The sequence below is a fragment of the Paenibacillus barengoltzii NBRC 101215 genome (assembly GCF_004000745.1).
In the GTDB taxonomy this organism is placed as follows: Bacteria; Bacillota; Bacilli; order Paenibacillales; family Paenibacillaceae; genus Fontibacillus; species Fontibacillus barengoltzii.
On the sequence record NZ_BILV01000055.1, the window covers coordinates 1 to 17,640 of the forward strand.

The following is a 17,640-nucleotide window of genomic DNA, read 5'->3' on the forward strand; positions in this document are numbered from 1 at the left end:
CTAATAGAAGTAAGAGCGTATGCACCAGCAAGTGTATTCGCATCAGTAAGTGTATTCGCACCAGCAATACACCAGTAGTGTTGGCACCGAAATAGTGTTTACGCCAATATAGCGTTCTCACCAACAATTTGCGTTCCCACGAACAACCGCATACACACCAACAGCAACTTCCCATCCTCAGCAAACTACCCGAGTTCAGTTACATCCAGCCACTCCTGCGATCTACCCGAGCCCAGTCACATCCTACCACCCCGAAGGAACCACCCGAACCCATTACATCCAGCCACCCCCGCGATCTACCCGAGTCCGGTTACATCCTGTCACCATCAACGAACTCACCGAGTCCATTACATCTGCCACCACCTGTGCCCCTCTGCCCTTACCGCGCGCTGGGAAGCCGGAACGTTCGATACCGTTGTCTACCGCCTGCGACCTCTAGTAACTTTCGGCTGTGCATCGCACGTAGAATCGCGCGGGTATGCTGCTTGGATAGCCTGAGATGGTCCGCGAGCTCTCCCGGGGTAAAGGGGCGCATCAGTCGTCTGGCAAACCTCAAGGCTTCCGCTTCGGCCCAATGGAGGTTGGAGGGTACGGCATTGGACAGGAACTTGCCCACAAAGGATAAGACCAGCTGCTTGCAAACCCCCGGGTCTTCCCGAATCGATAGATAGGCAATCGGCAAGAACAGCCAATCGTCTAGCGCCAACAACGCTTGCTTCATACAAAGATCTTTAAACCGCCCGGCCTCGATATCCCGAGCATGGCTTCGATAATCCTGAATCTCGATGCACCCCTTGGCATTGCCCGGCATGTAGGCTAAATCGAGATAGCGGAAGCCATTGTTAAAATCGCGAACCTCATACTCCGGATAGAGATCGTTAAGGTTTCCGATAGCGGGATACCAAATGTACCGCAGAAAGTCCGTTGTCCCTCGGCTTAATCCCTTTTTGAGAAACTCCTTTCTTCTTAAGTTTGTCTCCTCGTTGATCTGGCGTTCCAACCACTCCAAGTAAACCGCATCAAACTCACTCATCCTTGCCACTCCCTTTCAAAAGTCCATAAAAAAACCGCCCCGATCCCCCCTGCTCCAAGAGCAAGCCAGATCGAAGCGGCATGTGCTTCATACCGAAATATCGAAATATCCACTATGGAAAATAATGTATCACAAGACATCGTTTCGAGCAACGTTCCCTGATTACCCCACAGGCCGATGGATTGGTGATTGAAACGCACCTTCACTTCATGTCTTCAGCTTCTTCACTTTCCCCATGATCCACAAGCAGACTGGAAATGCGATTCCGAAGATCATGGCGTACAACGGCCAAACCTTCATAAAGTCGATCAAATAGGCGAAATTGGGCCAGATGATGCCGGAGGCCACGATGCCAAGCAACACCAGCGGGAGAAACAGCGTATTCTTATTTTTCAATCCAAAGGCTTCGCCGAGCCCCTGTACGGAGATATGCAACAACATCACCAGCCGAAAGAAAATCGAGATGTACCAAAACACCGTAATCACAACCTCAAACCGTTGAAAAAAATCACCGATCTCGATCGTTCGGGCCACAAAATAACTGGCAAACGTAAGATTGGCCATTACCCCTTCACTGAGCGTCGCGATTGTTAGTACCATCATCAGCAAATACATGGTCCCGCTAATGGCTGATCCAATCCAGACCGCCTTACTCCAATTTTTGGATTTCGGAAGCTCCGGAACAAGAAATAGAAATCCAATCGTTTCTAAGTAAGGAAAGGCTAATAACGAGAAAGACCCCCGCAACACCGGTTTCCAGCCATACTCCAAAATCGGAGCAAGATTCGTCCAATGGATCCCATACAGCAGCGAGAGGCCAACTAGCAGGAAAATCGCTGGCAGCAAGAAGAATAACAGTTCCGCACTGCGGCCAATCGTCGGCACCCCTGACCAGACCGAATAAACAACCACGACTAGCATGAGCATCAATACGACATAAGGAGGCGTTAAAGGCATAATCGATATGGTGATAAAGTCGCTTAAATTTCGCAACGTTAAGATAAGGATTAAGTAAGGAAACAGCAAAATGAATAGGATCGACAACACCGAACCAGTGGGAGTGCCGATTAGACGACGAAGGTGCTGAACAAAGGACATCCCGCGCATTTGTCCGGCAATTGCCGACAAGAGCGGGATGAGCAGAAAATGAATGGCAATGGCCACTACGGTACAAATCCAGGCATCATGTCTGGCAACGGCGGCAAGACTCGATGGGATGAGGAGATAGGCGCTGCCGATTTGATACATTGTAATCCATAATGCGAATTGCCTTACCGATATACTCCGTTTGTTCATTCCGATACTCCTCAAGATAGCAATTTAGCGATCAACATGCTAGCCGGTTCAAAAAAAGTTTGAATTGCCAATAGCGGTGACGGTACTTGAATATGAAGCAATTGAAGTACGAGGAGAACAATGCCTACGCTTAGGAAACAAGCATGCACAGCGAGATCCCTGAACTCTTTTTTATGAAACATCCTCTGGTATTCCAAGGCCGATATCGCCAATGATACAAACAATAAAGCGTATAGCACGTTCTTCCTCACTCCTGTTTATTCTGTGGCATTCCGTAGGGACTGACGATCTTCCCATTTCGCTTGATTTGCAGAGTCACACGCAAGTTCACATCCAGCTCTTCGAAGCGCTTGTCCCAGTCGTTCTTCCATACATGCCATTTTGCCGGATATGCCCGATGAAAGGCTTCGCCGAACCCAAAGATATCCGTACCCAACGATTGAGCTTTCCGAATCCCTCGATTAATCGCCTCTACATACTGGTCTGCAGCAATTTTCTGCAGCTTCAACAGGTCCTCCTCTTTATTGAGATCGACCTTCTTACATCTCAGTTCATTAATGTTGGCTTCAATGTACACGGTAGCATCGAGGACCGGATGATCATTCACGATCTTAGGATCATACTTCGTTTTGGGCCGGATGACGTCCAACGTAAAATGCTCTTTCGCATTCGGACACTCTACTTTGAAAAGACTGTTGTCCACATGATTCGTCAAATAGTTATAAGCCCGGCTTTCGGACGGGTTCATCCAACCAACCAGGCGATCCTCCTGGAAGACACCCATACCGCTGAAAAAATAGTTCGCATGCTGCGGAGACTGCTTCACGTTATCCATCTTCTGAGCTTTATCGGCCTGTTCCCCCAGCTTTAATCCGGTAATGACTGGCTCGACCCCGTCCTTGTTTAAACTCTCCAGAAATTCCTTGGCTTGGCTGTATATGTTCGGAGCCCAGCTTTTGTAGGACAGCTTTAATGCCTTATGCATATCCAGGGCGGGAAAAAGTTCCGTGGACGTCACGAAGGTTAATGCTTCCTTCGCCGAATGGTCCCGAACGATAATTAGATCGAAGACGGGCCGAATCTCATTGTTACGTAACAGCCAATCCAACGGTTCATGCATACCTTCCCGGGCCGTGGCTTCATCCACAAATAAAATTTGCATATGGGACATATACAATCTCCGCGACGACATGCCCACCATTTTGCGGATAGCTTCACTAATGGAATCAGAACGCATCGAAAGTACGAACGTCGGCGTACGTTCGGACGATTGCTTCCGCGACATTTGATTGGGATTCACAACCTGAAGGCTGACCTCATAAAGCTCATCCTTCTTGTCGATTCCCATAGCGAGCACAATCGATAGTTCATTTAATTCATTGCGATTCCAACAACCTGTCAGCAGAGTATGACCAAAATTTAGTAATTCTACTCGAAAAGGCTACTCAAGGATTGTTTTTAGGAAAAGGCGAATTGACATTCCAAGCGAACCGGATATAATAATACAAAATATCCCACATTCGACGATTGGGAGAGTAACTGTCCGTTCTAGTCCAAGCGAGCCGGGAGGGTGGAAACCGGTACAGGGCTGACAGTGAAGCGGACCCATGAGAATGGTTGCTGAACGCAAAGTAAAGTAAGCAACCACGGCCCAAGACCGTTATCCTGCAGAGTGGTTAAACGTAGAGTTTAACAACAAGAGTGGTACCGCGAGCGCGTAATGCCTTCGTCTCTTTGATGAGATGAAGGCTTATTTTTTTGCCCCGGAGGAGTGGATGGAATGATCAGTAGATCGATGAAAAAGCATCTGAAAACGACCGTACAGCAAGTCCTTTCAAGGCTTGGACACAGCGTCGAGGAGCTGCCAGACATTGTAATTGAACGCCCCGCCCGTGCCGAACACGGGGATTATTCGACCAACATCGCGATGCAGCTGGCCAAAACCTTGCGCCAACCGCCGCTGCAGATTGCCGCGCTGCTTAAGAATGAACTGGAGCAAACGGGCCGCATGGAAGGGCTGTTCCACCAGATCGAAACGGCGCCGCCGGGCTTCCTGAACTTCCATCTGGATTGGAATGAATGGGCTCGCAAAGATTTTCTACTTCCGCAGGCTGTTCGTGAAAAAGTCGTGATCGAACATACCTCCATCAATCCGAACAAGTCCGCTCATATTGGTCATTTGAGGAATGCCTGCATCGGCGACTCGCTGGCAAGGCTGCTTAAGCGAGCTGGTTACCAAGTCGAAGTGCATAATTACATCGACGATCTAGGGAATCAGTTGGCTGACACCGTCGTTGGGCTGCTTCATGTAGATCATCAGGCTGCTCATGTGAGATTCGGGGATTTCTGTTGGGACATCTATTCCAACGTGAACAAGGAATACGAGGATCAACCTTCGCTGTTAGAGCAGAGAACGAAGGTGCTGCAAGCGCTGGAGGCTGGGGACGGGAATCTGGCTTGGGTTGGCTTACTTACAGCAGAGCGCATCGTGCGGGAGCATTTGGAAGAAATGAAGGCGTTTGGGATTGATTACGATTTGTTAGTTTGGGAGAGCAACATTGTCCGGGAAGGGTTCTGGGACACGGCCTTCCGATTGCTCCAGCAAACCGCACTCTTCCAGAAGGAGACGTCTGGTAAACTGGAGGGGTGTTGGGTCCTGAAGCAACCTGCAGACGAAGATGTGGATCCTGAAGCAGAGCATCAGGCTGATAAGGTGCTCGTTCGGTCCAACGGAATTTTGACCTATACGGCCAAAGATATCGCCTATCATCTGTGGAAGTTCGGGGTACTCGGAAATGATTTCAAGTACAAGTCGTTTGCGGACGGGCTCTGGACAACCCGTGCAGACGGTGTCACTGCTGATTACGGCAAAGCAGATCTCGTCGTGAACGTAATCGACCACAGGCAAGCGTATCCACAGGCGATGGTGAAGCAAGCGCTGGAGGCGTTAGGCTTCACAACCCAGGCGGAGAAGCTGCGTCACGTTGGTTACGGCGTCGTCTCGCTAAGCCCGGCCGCAGCCCGGGAGCTGGGCCTCGACACCTCAGACGGCAAAGCTTCGTACGCCATGTCCGGCAGACAAGGAATCGGTATCAAAGTGTCCGAATTGCTGGATCGGATGGAAACGCAGATCGATGCCAAGCGTTCTGATTCAGAAGGGTTGTCCAGCCGTCGGATTGCCGCAGCGGCGATCCGGTATTACCTGCTCCGGTTCGCTTTACCAACCGAAGTGGTATTCGACATTCAGCAGGCCACAGAGACGACCGGCAATACCGGCGTCTATCTGATGTACGCGCATGCCCGGGCGGCCAGCATCTTGGCCAAAGCTCAAGCCGACGGGATTCCTCGGGCGGAATCGCTCCAGCTTCCGGAGGACATCGCCCCTCAGGATCGTGCGGAACACGTCCTGCTGAGACAAATCGCGGCATGGCCGGATACGCTGGGCACTGCGTGTGAGGAACTATCCCCAACACCGATCTGTCATTACGCTTATGAGCTCGCTACCTTGTTTAATCATTTTTATACCGCCTGTCCGATCCTAAAAGCCGAGCCCGAGCGGCAGACCTACCGCCTATGGCTTACGGCAAAATTTAAGGAGACCATCGCAGAGGTGCTGGAGGTCATCGGATTGCCAGCTCCGGATCGCATGTAAACAAGGGCAAGGCAAGAGTAACACCAAGTGAAAGGCGCGACTGGAACCAACCAGCCGCGCCTTTTGCGTGGATGTCCCCCTCAGTCGCGATGCAGTTAATCAATGTTTTTTGATATCAATATTATTCGTGACGTTTTTTTGAATAAATTGATTCTTCGGCAAGTATGTTTTACTGGAAGGGATGTACACAGAATTGATTCATAAGTTAAACCATAGAGTTAAGCGCTTAACACGATGAGATTTACAAACCAAGGAGGGATCAAACATGGCATTGATGAAAAAAAGAGGTTGGGCCATCGCTTCCGTATTGTTGTGTACGGCTTTAGGCGGGGCGCTATTAGCCGGTTGTTCCGGGTCGGGCGACAAGACTAGCAGCTCCGGCAAAACAACGATTACGGTGACGTATCGCGATGACGGAGCCGGAGAAAAAGGCACGTTATACCGCTGGCTCACCGAGATCGCTGCAGATTACCCGAACAAGGATGTTGAAATTAAGCCATCCCCGATTCAAGCCTCGGAGGGGGACTATTTTGCGAAAGTTGCCTTAGCTTTGAAATCCAAAGATACCGCTCCAGATATCGTGACCGAGGATACGTTTATTCTCAATTCCGACGCCAGCGCCGGTTATTTGGAACCGCTGGATGAGCGGCTGAAGGACTGGGAGGATTGGTCAAACGGATCGTTTATCGAGGCGATGAAGAAAGGTGTTACCGCCAGCGACGGCAAAGTGTACGGCGTACCGTACAACACGGATTCCCGCGGTCTTTGGTATAACAAAGAGATCTTTAAGCAGGTCGGCCTTCCGGAAGAGTGGACACCGAAGAACTGGGAGGAAGTGCTGGATGCAGCTCGCACCATTAAGGAAAAAGCACCGGACATCGTCCCGATTTGGATGAACATGGGCAAGGCGACCGGGGAAGCCACCTCCATGCAGACGTACGAAATGCTCCTTTACGGCACCGGCGAACGACTGTATGACGATGCAAGCGGAAAATGGATTATCGAAAGTCAAGGGATCTTGGATGCTTTAGGGTTCATTGAAACCGTAAACAAAGAGAAGCTCGGCCCGCCGCTCTCCAAGGTGCTGAACGGGCAGGCCGGCAACACCGCTTCCCGAGAATACTTGCCTCAAGGCAAGCTGGCCATCTCCCTCGACGGCTCGTGGATTACCGGCAACTATCTGGAAACCGGCGCTTCTCCATGGCCGGAATACAAGGACGTGCTAGGCTTTGCTCCGATGCCAACAAGTCAAGGTCAGGCACCAGGTTCCATCACGCTCGCTGGCGGTTGGGCATTGTCCATTCCAAGCAACGCCAAGCATAAAGACGAAGCCTGGGAGTTTATCAAATACGCGTTAAACAAAGAAAACAGCAAGAAGCTCGTCACCTCCTCAGGCAATATTACGGTGCGAGCTGACGTCGCCAAAGATCCGGAATACACGCAGATGCCGTTTAACGAAATCGCTACGGAATATCTGCAGAACGCCGAATTCCGGCCTGCTCAAGAGAAATACCCGGAAGTATCGACGCAAATTCAGACGATGGTGGAATCCGTCGCCACAGGCACCTCCCCTGCAGAGGCCGCCCAAAAATACGCCCAAGACGTCACCCGCATCGTAGGCGAGGACGCTGTCATCCGAAAATGACGAATTCGAATAAGCGGCAAAGCACTGCCTTCCGGAAGGAGAACGAACCATGAGCAGCATGACGGCTGAAGGATATTCCAGAAATCGCAACTCGTACACGTGGCTTTACTTCTTGCTCCCTTCGATTGTGATAATGCTGGTGTTTTTCATCACCCCGGTCTTCCTTACGTTCTTCTATTCCTTTACGAATCTGGCATTAACGGGGGAATCGGCAAGAGAGTTAAAATTCGTTGGGTTCGACAACTATATTCACATGTTCAAGGACCCGACGGTCAAGGTTAGTATTTGGAACACATTGGTCTTCCTGTTTGGCTCGGCGGTGATTGGCCAGCAGCTGCTCGGCTTATTCATCGCCCTCCTGATGAAGCGCAAGAACCGGACGTTCCGGCGGGTGATTGGCACGATCGTCCTCGCCGGCTGGGTCACCCCGGAAATCGTATGTGCGCTATGCTTATACAGCTTCTTCGGCGACGAAGGGACGCTGAACTCGATCATCACTTCATTGGGGCTTCCGGCAGTCACCTGGCTGTATACTGTTCCAATGCTGACGATCATCCTCGCGAACATTTGGCACGGTACCGCCTTCTCGATGCTCGTCTTTCAAGCGGCTCTTGACGACGTGCCCAGCGAGGTAGAAGAAGCGGCAGTGGTCGATGGCGCTTCAAAATGGCAGGTACTGATTCGGATTATCATCCCTTATATCAAAGATTCGTTTATGACCAACATGATGCTGATCACGTTACAGACATTGGGCGTGTTTGGTTTGATATATGCCATGACCGGCGGAGGCCCGGGAACGTCTACGACCACACTGCCCATCTTCATGTACAACCAAGCCTTCGTGAACTATCAACTAGGGTACGGAACCGCGATCTCCTTGCTGCTACTGCTCATCGGAATCGTGCTTAGCTTGTTCTATACCCGCTCGTTGAAATAGTCCAAGTGCAAGGAGAACCTCTTATGAACGCAAAACAACGGAAAATCATCTACCGGATCTTGCCCTATACGATCCTCACGATCATCGGCATCTGCTTCGTCTTACCCTTGCTCTGGGTGGTAGTTGCTTCGGTCGATCCCAATGCCATGCAGACGCTAAAAATGCCCCAGCGAATCACGGCGGATAATTATATCAACGTGATCACCAGCCGCGAGAACCAACGCGCATTCCTGATCGGCTTGATCATGTCGCTGGGGCAGGCGCTGCTCGTCGTCCTCTTGGCACTGTTGGCCGCCTATCCGTTGTCCCGATATCAAATGAAATACAAGAAGCCGTTTATGTTGACCATCCTGTTTATGACTTCCTTGCCGATCACAGCGGTGATGGTCCCGGTCTACCAGCTGTTTCTCAGTTTGAAGCTGTATGACCAAATCTTTGGCGTGATCCTATTCTACGTAGCCTCATCGATGCCCTACGGCATTTGGATGCTTAAGAACTTTATGGATTCCGTCCCTCTGGATCTGGAGGAAGCGGCATGGGTCGACGGGGCCTCGGTATTTACGGGGATTCGCAGAGTTGTAGCACCGCTGATGGTGCCGGGGATTTGCACGGTCGCCATCTTCACCTTCTCGGGCAGCTGGGGAAATTTCTTTGTTCCATACATTTTGCTGCAAAATCCGGAGAACTTCCCCGCTTCCCTGAAGTTATACCAATACTTTGGTCAGTACGGGATGATTGAGTATGGCAATCTTGCAGCCTTCTCCATTATGTATGCGATCCCGTCCATCGTACTGTACATCTTGTCCCAGCGGTTTATGTCCAAGGGGTTTGGGTTGCAAGGGGGAACGAAAGGGTAGCTATAAAGAACAAAGGCCCTGCTGAAGCAGGGCCTTTGCATGGGGTACACATTCAATTATACGATAAGCGCTCTGGATACAATAACCAGCAGGATGAAGAGAACCAGAATCGTCCCTGTGGAAGTCCAGAAACCACCATAACCTACGCCACCTACGCCATTTTCATATCCCGACATTGTTTTCCCTCCTTTTTAAATATAGAACATCATATTACGGTTCGCCTGTGAACGATCGGGACATTCGCGGAGAGGGGCGAAAATGGGTATCCGTTCCCCCAGTACTTTTGCTGGAGAGGAGGTGGCGGCTGTAGCCCAGTTCACGCCTAATCAAGCCAAACGCCATTTGCATAAGATGAAATAAGTCGATTTAAAAGCAGGTGGTGCTCTTGGGAGGAAAAAAGAGGAGACAATACCAAAGAATCCAAGAAAATGACCTTTCCTCGGACGACTTGGCCATTATCGGCGCCGGGTTCACCGTGCTTGGAGATATTTTCGATTTGCTCTCCCTGATGAAACTGAAAGAGGAAAAATCGCAGAATGGCGGTGGCTTTGAGGAGACACTGCTTGACGATTTCATATTGCACCGAAGCAACCCTGAAAATAAGGATAATAATAGAATCAAAAGCAAAAATAAAAAGAAAAAACGGAAATAAATAAAGGCGCCGGAGTGAGCTCTCCAGCGCCTTTAAAAGGTTACCGTGACAACTTGGCCACTTTTAGCCTCCATCTCCGCCATTTCAAATATACGAGTACCAATAGTAACGCCCCCAGCCCAATAAAGAAAAACTTTAAATATTTCTCGACCAGGTCGATGGCAACTTGCCACTGTTCACCAAACACCAAGCCAATGCTTACAAAAACCGTGACCCAAAGTGCAGCTCCTGTGTAAGCATACAGGGCAAAGGTTCGAAAAGGAATGCGCATAATGCCTACAAAATAACCAAAAAACTGCCTTACACCCGGCACAAAGAAACTGATTAACAGCATTCGATTGCCGTACTTCTCATAGACCCGCCTCGTCTTCTCTAAATGGGAAGGCTTGACCATAATCCACTTGCCATAACGTTCGATCAATGGTGCGCCGACCCGATGTCCGACGAAATAGGTAATCGTCACCCCGATCACCGCCCCAGCATATCCGGCGAGGAGTGCCGGCAAGAAATCCAGCACGCCTTTATAAGCCAAATATCCTGTATAGGTCAGCGTCGTTTGACCTGGAGGCAGCGGCAGCGCAATAAAATCAATGGGAAGTCCGAGCAGCAGAACAAAATAGCCGTAATGCTCAAACATCCTTTCAATCCAATCCAAAACGTTCATCATCCAAATCTCCTTTAACCAATACCAGGCGCTGCCCACGCCAATTGAGTCCACTCTTTATGTTATCAGTATATACGGAGATTTTCCAATCTAAAAGAGTCCGCAGACGGGGCGATTCCCCGCCCCGGGACCAGTCCTGATTTAGTGGGAGATGGAGAGAAGAATTTTTATCCGAAGCGGCCGCTGATATAATCGTCTGTCCGTTTCTCGGATGGATTGGTAAAGATTTTGGTCGTATCGCCGTACTCGACCAGTTCCCCCATGAGGAAGAACGCCGTTTTTTCCGACACCCGAGCCGCCTGTTGCATATTGTGCGTGACAATAATGATGCAGAATTCCTGCTTCAGCTCGGCGATCAGCTCTTCAATTTTGGCGCTGGACACCGGGTCCAGCGCCGACGCCGGTTCATCCATCAGGATGATGCTTGGATTAACCGCAATCGATCGGGCGATGCACAGCCTTTGCTGCTGGCCGCCGGATAAGGCCAAGGCGGAGCTGTGCAGCCGATCCTTCGTCTCGTCCCAAAGCGCCGCTTTGGTGAGCGATTCCTCCACGATCTGATCCAGCTTCTTCTTGTCGCGAATCCCGTGGTAACGCGGTCCAAAGGCGATATTTTCATAGATGGATTTATGGAACGGGTTAGGACGCTGCCATACCATGCCGATCTTTTGACGCAGCAGCACGACATCGGTCTTCGGATCATTGATATTGTCGTCCCCGATCCAGATTTCCCCCGTAATCTTCGCCCCGCGGATCAAATCGTTCATCCGGTTCAGGCTGCGCAGGAATGTGGACTTGCCGCAGCCTGAAGGGCCGATCAAGGCGGTCACCTGCCGGGAGGCGAAATCGAGCGATATATTTTTAACGGCTTGTTTCTCTCCGTAATAGACGCTTAAGTTTTTCGTGGATAGTTCAATGTTAGACACTTGGCTTCGCCCTCCTATTTCGTCGCCGTAAATTTCTTGAGCATCACGCGTCCGAGCCAGCGAGCCAGCAAGTTAAACACCAGCACGGTCAAGATCAGGACAGCCGAAGCACCGGCGGCGATTTCAGGCGCATCCGGCGCCAAGCCCTCAGAATTGATCTTCCAGATATGAACAGCCAGCGTCTCCGCCGGACGGAACGGATTCAGCGGGGACGTCGGACTTAACGGATTCCAGTTGCTAAAATCGAGCCGCGGACTGCTCATCCCAGCCGTAAACAACAGGGCAGCGGCTTCGCCGAACACGCGGCCCGCCGCCAAGATCGTCCCGGTCAGAATCACCGGCAGGGCGATCGGAAGCATCACCGACTGGATTGTTTTCCATTTGGACAAGCCCAGCGCCAAGCTGGCTTCCTTTTGGGCCTGCGGCACGCTGGCCAACCCTTGTTCAGTAATCCGCACCATCAACGGCAGGTTAAAGATCGTCAAAGCCAGCGCCCCTGAGAACAAAGAGAAGCCAAATCCAAACAGGTTCACAAGAACGAGCAGACCAAACAGACCTACCACAATCGATGGAAAAGAGGATAAGACCTCAACAATCAAACGGATAAAATCGGTGATTTTTCCCGGCTTGGCGTATTCGCTCATATAGATTCCCGCACCGATCCCAAGCGGAATCGTGATGATCATGGTCAAGACCAAGAGGAACAGGGAATTGAACAATTGCGGGCCAATCCCGCCGCCTGCCTTAATCGTTTCAGGAGGTGACGTGAGAAAATCAAAGCTGATATGACCCAACCCCCGGACTAAAATAAAGCCAAGCAACCCCGCCATAATCAAGACAATTAAGCCTGCTAAAGCGATAATGGCAACCGTTGCGATTTTGTCGACGGTTTTGGCGCTCATCGTTTTGCTCTCCCTTCCAGCCAACGAACGATAAAGACGAAGACAAACGTCATTAGCATCAAGATTAGTGCCAGTGTCCAGAGGACATTATTCTGCGTTGTGCCCATAACCGTATTCCCCATGCTCAGCGTAATGACACTGGTCAGAGTCGAGGTGGATTCAAAGAGCGAACGCGGAATATGCGGCGCATTCCCGATCACCATCTGCACCGCCAAGGCTTCCCCGAAAGCCCGAGCCATGCCAAGGACCACCCCGGTCAACAAGGACGGCATCGTCGTCGGCAATACGGTCCGCGACAAGGTTTGCCAGCGCGTAGCGCCAAGGGCGTAGGAACCTTCCTTCAGGCCAGGAGGCAGGGCAGACAGGGCATCGGTGGCGATCGACGTGATCGTCGGCAAGATCATGATCGACAATACGGTTGCTCCCGCCAAGATCCCCAGACCTTGTCCCGGAAAAATATCCCGGTAAAAAGGAACGATAATACTCAGCCCAACAAAACCATACACCACCGAAGGAATCCCGGCCAGCAGCTCGATCACCGGCTGTAAATATTTCTTGCCAAACTTCGGCATTATTTCAACCATAAACAAGGCCGCGCTAATGCCAAGCGGTGCCGCGATCAGCGCCGCCAGAATCGATGTGCTGAACGATCCCAAAATAAACGGCAGAGCGCCAAACATTGGCGGCTCCCCATCCGGCTTCCAGTTCGTGCTGCCGAAAATTTCACCTATTGAGATTCCGTCTTGAATGAAGGTGCTTAACCCCTTGGTTGCTACGTAATAAACCATCGAGAAGATCGTAACCACCAGCAATACGATACAAAATGAAGCGTAGATTTTGCCGGTCCATTCCTCGACGATATGTGGTTGTATTTTTTTTCTTCCGCCGGATTGAGCCATGAAACCTCTCCCTTTAAGAACAGCACAGAAAGAGGCAGAACAATCCGCCTCTTGCCGCACTGATATTTTGTTATCGAATTCTGCTGATTATTTCTTCGTGATATTGCCGTCCACGTCGCGTACGACTTGCATTTTGCTGGTTGGAATATAACCAAGCTCTACAACGTCGCCGTTGTCGCCTTGAACGTCCGGGGATACCATGTAATCCAAGAAGGCTTTAACGACTTCATTTGGCTCGCCTTTCGTATACATGTGCTCGTAAGCCCATACCGGATAAGTTCCGTTCGCTACGTTTTCTTCCGTTGCGTCTACGCCTTCGTACTTCACAGCTTTAACCGTATCGTCAAGGTAGGACAAGGCCAGATAACCGATCGCCCCTGGCGTTTCGCTCACCAGCTTCTTAACCGTACCGGAGGAATCTTCTTGGATCGAACCTTGCAGGTCCTCTGTTTTTGTACCTAGCGCATATTTCTCAAACGTTGCCCGAGTACCGGAGCTCGACGGACGGTTTACGATTTGAATCGCTTGGTCTGGACCGCCAAGATCTTTCCAGTTGGTGATTTTACCCGTGAAAATTTGGACCAGTTGGTCTTTCGTCAAATTGTCGACCGTGATGTCTGGGTTCACGACAGCTGCCATCGCTACAACGGCAACTTGATGGTCAACCAGTTCGCTGGCTTGAGCTGCATCTAATTTCTCTTCTGCGAAGACGTCGGAGTTCCCGATATCTGCCTGGCCTCCGGAAACTTGCGTCAACCCTGTGCCGCTGCCGCCGCCTTGAACTTGTATAGAAACATTCGGATTTTGATCCATGAATTTTTTCGAAGCTTGATCTACTAAAGGTTGTAAAGCCGAGGAACCTACCGCCAAGATCGACCCGGAGAGTTCCGATGTCGCTGCATTACCCCCGTTGCTCGCGGATGCTTCATCCGTAGTGCTTCCGTTGGTGCCGGCGGTGTTGTTTGGTGCCGCGTTGTTTTGACCGCAAGCTGCCAGCGCGAAGCTCAGCATCAAAGTCAAAACCAATAACATACTCTTTTTCATTGTTTAGGTTTCCCCCTTAATTGATTTACAGTTTGATTATAGAAAGCGAAGATCAATCCAGTGTTCTCGTTTTGTAAACTTTGTGTAAAATGCGAGGGAATCCTGAGCCTTTAGGTTTATTCTTTGCAAAAAATAAAAAAACACTCGCGCCAACCGGCGAAGAGTGTTTTGAGAAATGAAGCTATTCGTTGACCCCTGTATTTTTGGACAGCAGTCCTTTGAGTTCTTTCATAAACATGTTGATATCTTTAAATTGTCGATACACCGAGGCAAACCGCACATAAGCAACTTCGTCCACCGGGTAGAGCTGCTCCATCACCAATTCCCCGATTTGCCGGCTCTCAACCTCAGCGTTCGCCGAGTGGCGCAGGGACCGTTCGACTTCGGATACGATAGATTCCAGCTGTTCAACGGAAACCGGACGTTTCTCGCAAGCTCGAATCAAACCGCGCAGCATTTTCTCTCGGCTGAACTCCTCGCGGCTTCCATCCTTTTTGATCACGATCAACGGCACTTCTTCCACCATTTCAAACGTTGTAAACCGTCGATTGCATTTCTCGCATTCCCGCCGGCGGCGGATCGAACGGTTCTCGTTCGCCGGTCTCGAATCCAGCACTTTGGTGCCTAAATAGTCGCAATAAGGACATTTCAAGCTAGAACACCTCCCCTTAAAATAACGTCATCACGGCTTGTCACACCGGATGGCAATAAATTACTGCAAAATCATGTGATTGAAATTCATAGTCCGGCACATAATACTGTTACCAACCACAAGGAGGTGAACAAATCATGGCCCAAAATAATAACTCTTCGAACAACCTGGTGGTTAGACAAGCATCCGGAGCTTTGGATCAAATGAAATATGAAATCGCTCAGGAGCTTGGCATCTCTTTCCCACAAGACGGATATGCTGGTAACCTGACTTCTTACGAAAACGGTTCGATCGGTGGTTACATCACGAAACGTTTGGTGACTCTGGCTGAACAACAGCTGGCAGGTCAATTCAAATAACCGATCAACTGAAGAGAGCATTGGCTGGCGTAGGCCGGTCAATGCTTTCTTTTGTTATCACCTTAGGCCCCCTTAGAAATCATCATAAATCTTCAGATATTGTTTATAGTAGTGGGTTACCCGCTGGACATAATGTCGGGTCTCGCCAAACGGGATATTTTGCACCGTCTCCAATCGTCCGTCCCATCGCCCGCTCTTCAGCCAATTTTTCACATTGGTTGGTCCGGCATTATACGCAGCGATCATGGCGATGTTGTTGCCGTCGAATTGCTGGGACAGCGATCTCAGATACCAGGTGCCGATCTGGATATTCGTTTCCGTCTCGTTACGGATATCATCCAGCGTCGTTTCGGGCAACTTCGCTTTGGAAATTACCCACTCCGCCGTATCCGGCATGATCTGCATAATACCGAGCGCGCCTTTCCGGGACTCCACTCCTGATTTGTAGTTCGTCTCCACCTTAATGATCGCCGCAACAATAAACGGATCCAGGCCGTTGTTCTTGGCATGCCGCCGAATTTCTTCTTTATAGTGAATCGGATAAAACAACGAAAGCCATGCCGAATTAAAAAAGATAAGGATGATGAAACCGATAAACAACAGAAGCAAGACTCTTTTTTTGCGAAGCCACCTCATCGTAGTCCCTGATCCCGCCAAAAGTCATCTATCTGTCGCTTCGTTTCCTCAAGTCCACCGCTGTTATCAATCAAAATATCCGCCCTCTCTTTCTTGATTTCGATATCCATTTGGGCGTTGATCCGCTGCTCCGCTGCCTCCTTCGACAGCCCGTCCCTCAACATCAACCGGGTTAACTGTACCTCGCGAGGGACATAAACAACCATAATCCGTTCATATAGCGGATCAAGCCCCGATTCATAAAGCAGCGGAATATCCGCTACCACCAATCTGTGAGGATCCGCTGCTTCCAGTTCTTCCATGCGCTGCTTCATTTCAGCACGAATCGCCGGGTGCGTTAAGGCCTCCAGCGCCTTTCGCTCCTCCGGGTTCGAGAAGACGATCTCGCCAAGCTTCTTGCGATTTAGCGTCCCATCGGCGTTCAACACGCCCGGGCCAAAACGTTCGCTGACGGCGGCCAATACCGGGTGTTCCGGTTCCATAATCTCTCTGGCGATCACATCCGCATCGATGATGGCAGCTCCGCGCTCGGCCAACAATCGGGAAACCGTACTCTTCCCGGTTGCGATGCCTCCAGTCAGTCCGATGTTCATACCCTATCCACCTCACAAATCTCTCTCATTTAACGTTGCTTGGTGCGTGCGCGCGTGCTTGTCCGATATGGCGGCTGACAGTTCGGGCAAAAATGAGTGCCCCGCCCTCCTACGACAGTCTTCACCACCGGCCCTCCGCAGTTCAGACAAGGCTCTCCTTGGCGACCATACATCCGCAAGGAATGTTGGAACATCCCCATTTCCCCTTGTCCGTTCACATATGATTTGATGGAGGAACCCCCTGCTTCTACCGCTTCGGTTAACGTCTCAATGATGGCGGTATGGAGCCGCTCCAACTGTGTCTGGTTCAGCTTGTCCGCCGGATATTCCGGATGGATGCCCGCCCGAAACAATGCTTCATCTACATATATATTCCCCAATCCAACGATGTATTCCTGGTTCAGCAGCGCCGGCTTAATTTTCGTCGTTCTCCGGGAGATTATGTCTTGGAAGGCTTGAAGGGTAAACGACTCCTCCAGCGGCTCCAATCCCAGCTTCACCAGCGGCTTGTTCGTAAACTCCTCCCCAGGAGCGAACAGATGCATCGTCCCAAACTGGCGTACATCCTTGTAGCGGAGCTCCGTCCCGTCCGTGAACCGGAAGATGACATGGGTATGCTTCTCCACCTCTTCACCAGTCTGATACACCCCGTAACGCCCTTCCATCCGCAAATGGGAGACGAGCACCAGGCCGTCCATGATGATCCGCAAAAATTTGCCGCGGCGTCCAATTTCTAAGATGGTATGGCCAGCAAGCTCGGCTTCAAACCGACGGATATCATCCGGCCGTTGGATGATGCGCGGCAGAAACACCTGCACGCTTTGGATCGTCTTGCCCACGATCAATTGGGTTAAGGTCCGTCGGACCGTTTCCACCTCCGGCAATTCCGGCAT

19 protein-coding genes and 1 other annotated feature are annotated in these 17,640 nt (G+C 50.6%); of the genes, 6 read left to right on the forward strand and 13 right to left on the reverse strand.

The genetic code is table 11. The annotated features are described in order from the left end of the window. Positions 1-379: 379 nt before the first annotated feature. From PBA01S_RS15430 to PBA01S_RS15440, 3 genes are all read right to left on the reverse strand, one after another. Positions 380-1,033, reverse strand: coding sequence for a transcriptional regulator (locus PBA01S_RS15430; RefSeq protein WP_028539508.1), 654 nt, complete (start codon positions 1,031-1,033; stop codon positions 380-382). Between the two features lie 207 nt (positions 1,034-1,240). Beyond that, positions 1,241-2,329: a GerAB/ArcD/ProY family transporter gene (locus PBA01S_RS15435; protein ID WP_127576295.1), complete on the reverse strand. Its 1,089-nt coding sequence runs from the start codon at positions 2,327-2,329 to the stop codon at positions 1,241-1,243. Positions 2,330-2,576: 247 nt separating this feature from the next. Next, positions 2,577-3,734 carry a Ger(x)C family spore germination protein gene (locus tag PBA01S_RS15440; protein WP_127576296.1) on the reverse strand — a complete coding sequence of 386 codons (1,158 nt, stop codon included), beginning with the start codon at positions 3,732-3,734 and terminating at the stop codon, positions 2,577-2,579. A gap of 109 nt (positions 3,735-3,843) precedes the next feature. Beyond that, positions 3,844-4,066, forward strand: a binding site (T-box leader). A 43-nt stretch (positions 4,067-4,109) separates the two neighbouring features. Here PBA01S_RS15440 and PBA01S_RS15445 point away from each other — a divergent pair. The 4 genes from PBA01S_RS15445 (at position 4,110) to PBA01S_RS15460 (ending at position 9,420) form a co-directional block, all read left to right on the forward strand. Next, positions 4,110-5,981, forward strand: a complete 1,872-nt coding sequence (locus PBA01S_RS15445) for an arginine--tRNA ligase (RefSeq protein WP_164744171.1) — start codon at positions 4,110-4,112, stop codon at positions 5,979-5,981. 274 nt (positions 5,982-6,255) lie between these two features. Continuing rightward, positions 6,256-7,626: an ABC transporter substrate-binding protein gene (locus tag PBA01S_RS15450; protein ID WP_028539512.1), complete on the forward strand. Its 1,371-nt coding sequence runs from the start codon at positions 6,256-6,258 to the stop codon at positions 7,624-7,626. A gap of 49 nt (positions 7,627-7,675) precedes the next feature. Next, positions 7,676-8,563, forward strand: a complete 888-nt coding sequence (locus PBA01S_RS15455) for a carbohydrate ABC transporter permease (RefSeq protein WP_028539513.1) — start codon at positions 7,676-7,678, stop codon at positions 8,561-8,563. A gap of 23 nt (positions 8,564-8,586) precedes the next feature. Next, a complete protein-coding gene (locus PBA01S_RS15460) occupies positions 8,587-9,420 on the forward strand; it encodes a carbohydrate ABC transporter permease (protein ID WP_028539514.1) in 834 nt (277 codons plus the stop codon). Between the two features lie 56 nt (positions 9,421-9,476). Here PBA01S_RS15460 and PBA01S_RS22970 read toward each other — a convergent pair whose 3' ends face one another. Next, positions 9,477-9,596 (reverse strand): hypothetical protein, encoded by a 120-nt coding sequence (locus PBA01S_RS22970; protein WP_016312816.1) that lies wholly within the window; start codon positions 9,594-9,596, stop codon positions 9,477-9,479. 203 nt (positions 9,597-9,799) lie between these two features. Between PBA01S_RS22970 and PBA01S_RS15465 the strand changes: the two genes are divergently transcribed. Next, positions 9,800-10,072, forward strand: a complete 273-nt coding sequence (locus PBA01S_RS15465; protein ID WP_244268331.1) for a hypothetical protein — start codon at positions 9,800-9,802, stop codon at positions 10,070-10,072. Between the two features lie 40 nt (positions 10,073-10,112). Here the strand turns inward: PBA01S_RS15465 and PBA01S_RS15470 are convergent, their stop codons facing one another. From PBA01S_RS15470 to nrdR, 6 genes are all read right to left on the reverse strand, one after another. Then, positions 10,113-10,736 carry a DedA family protein gene (locus tag PBA01S_RS15470; protein WP_085279259.1) on the reverse strand — a complete coding sequence of 208 codons (624 nt, stop codon included), beginning with the start codon at positions 10,734-10,736 and terminating at the stop codon, positions 10,113-10,115. 167 nt (positions 10,737-10,903) lie between these two features. Further along, positions 10,904-11,662 carry a phosphate ABC transporter ATP-binding protein PstB gene (gene pstB / locus PBA01S_RS15475; protein ID WP_028539516.1) on the reverse strand — a complete coding sequence of 253 codons (759 nt, stop codon included), beginning with the start codon at positions 11,660-11,662 and terminating at the stop codon, positions 10,904-10,906. A 14-nt stretch (positions 11,663-11,676) separates the two neighbouring features. Beyond that, positions 11,677-12,564 carry a phosphate ABC transporter permease PstA gene (gene pstA / locus PBA01S_RS15480; protein WP_028539517.1) on the reverse strand — a complete coding sequence of 296 codons (888 nt, stop codon included), beginning with the start codon at positions 12,562-12,564 and terminating at the stop codon, positions 11,677-11,679. Further along, positions 12,561-13,463, reverse strand: a complete 903-nt coding sequence (pstC, locus tag PBA01S_RS15485; protein ID WP_127576298.1) for a phosphate ABC transporter permease subunit PstC — start codon at positions 13,461-13,463, stop codon at positions 12,561-12,563. Before pstC ends, pstA begins: the two co-directional genes overlap by 4 nt. An 87-nt stretch (positions 13,464-13,550) precedes the next feature. Further along, a complete protein-coding gene (locus PBA01S_RS15490; protein WP_085170748.1) occupies positions 13,551-14,507 on the reverse strand; it encodes a phosphate ABC transporter substrate-binding protein in 957 nt (318 codons plus the stop codon). A gap of 181 nt (positions 14,508-14,688) precedes the next feature. Beyond that, complete coding sequence (gene nrdR, locus PBA01S_RS15495) at positions 14,689-15,159, reverse strand: transcriptional regulator NrdR (protein WP_016312823.1); 471 nt, start codon at positions 15,157-15,159, stop codon at positions 14,689-14,691. A 137-nt stretch (positions 15,160-15,296) separates the two neighbouring features. Here nrdR and PBA01S_RS15500 point away from each other — a divergent pair, with 137 nt between their 5' ends. Next, entirely contained in the window at positions 15,297-15,518 is a 222-nt protein-coding gene (locus PBA01S_RS15500) for an alpha/beta-type small acid-soluble spore protein (protein ID WP_016312824.1), read from the forward strand. A 72-nt stretch (positions 15,519-15,590) separates the two neighbouring features. Here the strand turns inward: PBA01S_RS15500 and PBA01S_RS15505 are convergent, their stop codons facing one another. The 3 genes from PBA01S_RS15505 to mutM are packed head-to-tail and all read right to left on the reverse strand — an operon-like array spanning position 15,591 to position 17,640. Further along, positions 15,591-16,154, reverse strand: a complete 564-nt coding sequence (locus PBA01S_RS15505; protein WP_028539520.1) for a lytic transglycosylase domain-containing protein — start codon at positions 16,152-16,154, stop codon at positions 15,591-15,593. Continuing rightward, complete coding sequence (coaE, locus tag PBA01S_RS15510; protein WP_028539521.1) at positions 16,151-16,747, reverse strand: dephospho-CoA kinase; 597 nt, start codon at positions 16,745-16,747, stop codon at positions 16,151-16,153. Before coaE ends, PBA01S_RS15505 begins: the two co-directional genes overlap by 4 nt. 29 nt (positions 16,748-16,776) lie before the next feature. Beyond that, the gene (gene mutM, locus PBA01S_RS15515; RefSeq protein WP_127576299.1) at positions 16,777-17,640 is read right to left on the reverse strand and encodes a DNA-formamidopyrimidine glycosylase; all 864 of its coding nucleotides are present in this window, start codon (positions 17,638-17,640) and stop codon (positions 16,777-16,779) included.

Coding starts and splice junctions, on each gene's coding strand:
- PBA01S_RS15430 (WP_028539508.1), bottom strand. CDS start 1,033: ATGAGTGAGTTTGATGCGGTTTACTTGGAGTGGTTGGAACGCCAGATC.
- PBA01S_RS15435 (WP_127576295.1), bottom strand. CDS start 2,329: ATGAACAAACGGAGTATATCGGTAAGGCAATTCGCATTATGGATTACA.
- PBA01S_RS15445 (WP_164744171.1), top strand. CDS start 4,110: ATGATCAGTAGATCGATGAAAAAGCATCTGAAAACGACCGTACAGCAA.
- PBA01S_RS15450 (WP_028539512.1), top strand. CDS start 6,256: ATGAAAAAAAGAGGTTGGGCCATCGCTTCCGTATTGTTGTGTACGGCT.
- PBA01S_RS15455 (WP_028539513.1), top strand. CDS start 7,676: ATGAGCAGCATGACGGCTGAAGGATATTCCAGAAATCGCAACTCGTAC.
- PBA01S_RS15460 (WP_028539514.1), top strand. CDS start 8,587: ATGAACGCAAAACAACGGAAAATCATCTACCGGATCTTGCCCTATACG.
- PBA01S_RS22970 (WP_016312816.1), bottom strand. CDS start 9,596: ATGTCGGGATATGAAAATGGCGTAGGTGGCGTAGGTTATGGTGGTTTC.
- PBA01S_RS15470 (WP_085279259.1), bottom strand. CDS start 10,736: ATGAACGTTTTGGATTGGATTGAAAGGATGTTTGAGCATTACGGCTAT.
- pstA (WP_028539517.1), bottom strand. CDS start 12,564: ATGAGCGCCAAAACCGTCGACAAAATCGCAACGGTTGCCATTATCGCT.
- pstC (WP_127576298.1), bottom strand. CDS start 13,463: ATGGCTCAATCCGGCGGAAGAAAAAAAATACAACCACATATCGTCGAG.
- PBA01S_RS15490 (WP_085170748.1), bottom strand. CDS start 14,507: ATGAAAAAGAGTATGTTATTGGTTTTGACTTTGATGCTGAGCTTCGCG.
- PBA01S_RS15500 (WP_016312824.1), top strand. CDS start 15,297: ATGGCCCAAAATAATAACTCTTCGAACAACCTGGTGGTTAGACAAGCA.
- PBA01S_RS15505 (WP_028539520.1), bottom strand. CDS start 16,154: ATGAGGTGGCTTCGCAAAAAAAGAGTCTTGCTTCTGTTGTTTATCGGT.
- coaE (WP_028539521.1), bottom strand. CDS start 16,747: ATGAACATCGGACTGACTGGAGGCATCGCAACCGGGAAGAGTACGGTT.
- mutM (WP_127576299.1), bottom strand. CDS start 17,640: ATGCCGGAATTGCCGGAGGTGGAAACGGTCCGACGGACCTTAACCCAA.